The sequence below is a fragment of the Bartonella sp. AP258QHHD genome, from assembly GCF_042196145.1.
Lineage (GTDB): Bacteria > Pseudomonadota > Alphaproteobacteria > Rhizobiales > Rhizobiaceae > Bartonella.
This window is the reverse complement of record NZ_JBHIPR010000049.1, coordinates 1-3,323: the sequence shown is the minus strand read 5'-3', so window position 1 is coordinate 3,323 and position 3,323 is coordinate 1. Positions and strand designations below refer to the sequence as shown.

Below are 3,323 nucleotides of genomic sequence, written 5' to 3'. Positions count from 1 at the left end.
TGTACCGTGGCTTGACTCTGGTCCATAGGCCGTTAGCGTATATTTATAAGGCAAACGATTTCTTGTGGTATAGCCATTTACTAGTTTGAAAGAGTTTTCTTCTGCTTTTCCAGAAACTTGAATGAGTGAAAGACCCCGGACATTGGCAGCAGCAGAGGTATTTGCTTCGATATTGTTCTCTTCTAAGCGCCCCGTGACATAAACTGATGTGTTGCCTGAGACGTTCCCATTGATCAAAAGCCTATCGGTTTTTTGGTCATTTATTGCAGCACCATCACTCCAAGCCGTGTTGAAGTAAATCTTTGCATCACCCGTTGCATTGTAGACTTCTTGCGTGTCTGGTTTACCAGAACCTATATGCAATGTTTGGTAATGATCTTCGGTTGGTCCATTAAAGATAATGGAGCTGTTATCGAGATTAAGCGTGGAAATATCAGAACGAGATCTTTGAGCGATATCAAGGAGATTGCCATCATCATCTTTTTCATTTTTGCTGGTTTTCAACGTCCATTTTGTATTGTTTTTCAGATCAAAGTGCACATTTCTGTCTTTAGCAATATTTGCTCTGCCCTCTAAAATAGACTGATCTGCGCTTAATGTGAAGGTGCCGTTGGAGATCGTTTTAACCTCTTTACCATCCCACAAATCTTTATCTTTCCATGATGTTTTGTCCCAAAAAATACCATCTCCTAATAATACGTCAGCATGGATTTCTGATTTTTTAAGATTGACTGTGCCGATTGATGGAGCAGCAGCATCTTCGATGCTTTTTTCAACAACAGTTCTAACGAAAATTCCTGTACCATTTTCAGCATGAAGCTCTGCATTAGTCAGATTGATCTCATTACTATGATATTTTTGCGGATCATGCGAGCTATTCGGATTATTATCAAAGAAAGTTGCGAATTGTAAACTGGCAACTTCTGCTGTGGCAGAAACATCTGTCAGATCAATATGTCCGCCATTTATTACAACCAGTGCAGCCATTTTTGCTTCTATTGTATTTTTCTTCCCCTTCTGAGGAGTATCGGATTGGGTATCTAGGCCTTTAGAATTAGTATCAATAGCACGATTGCTCGTTTTAATTGTGCTACCTTCAATGACAAAAAGACCAACATCAACATTTTGAATGGTTGTTTTGCCATTGAATTCAACTATACTATCGGCATCCCAAATGTTTACACCAACGGTTGCTGCTTCGGACTCACCACCGGTTATTGTTAAATCTCCGCTAATGATTTGACTTCCACCGTCTGCATAAAAACCTTCATCGACATTTTGAATGGTTGTTTTGCCGGTTAACTGAATTTCACTACCAGAATCCTCTGTCCGTACACCAGTGCTTATTTTGCCGAGATTTTCATTAATTGCTTTACCACCGACTACTGTTAAATTTTCGCTGGTAATTTTGCCACCATTTATTGCTCTAAGACCCTTCAAAATATTATTAATCGTTGCCGTTCCATGCAATTCAATTCTGCTATCAGGACCAAGTGCAAGTGCACCGGTTCCCGCGTCATTCGTTGTTAAAGCTATATCCGTGACATCAATCTGTCCACCATTTCGTGCCTCAAGCCCATGTGTGAATTTTTCAATGGTTGTTTTTCCATTTAGTTCGATCTTGCTGTTAGGCAGGTCAACTCCTACACCAGTGCTTTCTTCTTTTGCTCCAGAACCGATGAGTGTTAAATTTTCGCTGGTGATTTTACCACCATCAAATGCTCCAAGACCGTTCAAAGCATTGTTAATCTTTGTATTGCCTTTTAATTCAACTATGCTATCAGAACCAAGTGCAAGTGCACCGTTTCCGAAGTTATCGGTTGTTAGAGTAACATCCGTAATTTCAATACGTCCACCATTTTTTGTAAGTAATGCGTTTTCATGTCCATTCAAATTTCCTCCTATGACAGTCCCTCCTTTCATTGTGACCTTGGATTCTATACCATCTGCATGGAGTGCATTACCCTTAGATGATGCGACTGTAACATTGTTGTTTAAAGTAATGATGCTGCCGTTTCCAGCATATACCCCATCAGTTTCCCCATCGAGTGATCCTCCAGAGATTGTTATTGTCGAGTGATCATCTGCAAATATGCCTTTTAGTGCTTGAGTAACGGTTACATTGTTCAAGGTTACTGTGCTGTTTTTAGCACTTATTCCTAAGGATAGTGAACTGTTATCGTTTTCACTCGATATTACCACGTCTTCCAGCTTGTTTTTTTTACTCTTACTGTCAGAAAAGGAAGCACCAGTGCTAGATAAAATGCCAGATGAGGAGGCCTCCATTCCAGAATATGTAATTGTTCCCTTAGTCATTTGAAGTGTAGCACCGTCTTTGGCTTCAAGGCCTAAGAAAATACCAGAACCAGTGCCTTTAATGGTTGTGCCATCCAGTAACTCAATCGCACTGTCAGCACCTTCTGCTGTTACAGCATAGACGGTTTTGTTTGTGCCTTGGCTTATATCTTTATTCATAACAATGGTTAAATGTTTTCCAATGATTTTGCCACCGCCTTTTGCGTGAATAGTTTCGTAGGTTTTATCGGATACTTCTTGTTGTTTTCCCTCAGAAACTACGAGGGTTTCAGCATGTGCACTGAACTGGATATTGAACAGGATAATAGCGGCTGCAGCTGTGCATGATAAAAGGGATGTTTTATACACTAGTATTCTCCTTATGATAGCCCCCAAATATTCATTTCCCCGCGAACTTCATAAGAAGAAGTGAAAATGGATAGTTGTTATTAATTTCAGTAATTGTTTTTATTTGGTAAGACATTTTTGGTTTTTTGTCAAAATTAAAAAATAATTGATATTAATTATGTCTAATACAAAATGTATTTATAATGGATTTTATTTAAAGAATTATAATTTTGAATATTATTATTCAGAGAAATATTGTGAGATACTGATATAGTGGTACCATAACATCTTTTACGTGATGGTAGGGATTATTATATGACGCAAATTGGGGTTATGAGGGAACAAAAAAGGATGTAGAAGAAGCTAGTAAAAAAGCTAACTTACTTGGGCTTAAAGTGGGCTTTCATCTTTCAACACAGTGGTATTAATTTATTTCTAATAGACTTCTCTTTTTTTCAAAGTAGGAAGTACTCTTCATCCACTGGGGATGGAAGTGCTCTGTTGCGTTTGTTGTGTCTTGTCTTGGAGATTTTCGTAAAGAACTAAGTATAAAGAGGGAAGGGTGCTTTAAAAGGAAAAAGGATGACTTTAATGTACAAAAAGGGCAGCATATTGTGCTGCCCTTTTTGTTAAATTGAATAGAATGAATAGGCTATTTTTACAGCCTTGATTTAAAACTG

1 protein-coding gene is annotated in these 3,323 nt (G+C 38.3%); it reads right to left on the bottom strand.

The annotated features are described in order from the left end of the window. On the bottom strand, positions 1 to 2,664 hold a 2,664-nt coding region (locus ACFIMM_RS05445; protein ID WP_375682429.1), incomplete at its 3' end, for an autotransporter outer membrane beta-barrel domain-containing protein. Positions 2,665 to 3,323: the final 659 nt, after the last annotated feature.